1 protein-coding gene is annotated in these 593 nt (G+C 33.4%); it reads right to left on the reverse strand.

What is annotated here, in order from left to right:
* Positions 1–593, reverse strand: a 593-nt coding sequence (locus ACFQ2O_RS22125) for a hypothetical protein (RefSeq protein WP_377533170.1), incomplete at both ends; no start/stop codon positions are given.

Consider the following 593-nt stretch of genomic DNA (forward strand, 5'->3'; position numbering starts at 1 on the left):
GTTCTATCTCTATTGTGGTCAATATCAAAATTATGCTGTCTATAATCTAGAACAGGAATAAAAAAACCTAATACATTGAGATCGTTTGTTGATTGTAAGGAACTTGAAAAGCTAGTATGCTTGCTCTTCTTGAAGCTACTGATTTTTAGTAGAGCCTTCCGAAGAGGTAATACTCCTCCATAAAGTTTAGCCATTACTTCAAGGGCAACTACTGCAGGTAGGTTGATATTTGTTATTTGCTGTTTATGATTTAGCGGCAATATATGTTCATTGATACTATAAGTTCTTGTGATGATTGATTTTATTCTACGAAGGCTTAACGCACCACTATTGATGCCTGCTCTTATAAAGAACCTTAAGAGTGCCTTATCTCCATGCTTAGGATTCTGCAGAAAAGCTTCAGCATAAGAGATGTTATCTTCAAATCTGATGTTTCTAATTATTTCATCAGTAAAAGTTACTACCGTAGAGTTATTGTTGAAGTAGAAGATATCTGTATTATAGAATTTGTCAATGTATCCGCTAAAATCTGTACTTTCTCCATATCTAGCTGAAAAGATATTCCTAATGTTTTCTATATCACAGACAAAAAC

The organism is Pontibacter rugosus, assembly GCF_042678745.1.
Taxonomy (GTDB): Bacteria; Bacteroidota; Bacteroidia; order Cytophagales; family Hymenobacteraceae; genus Pontibacter; species Pontibacter rugosus.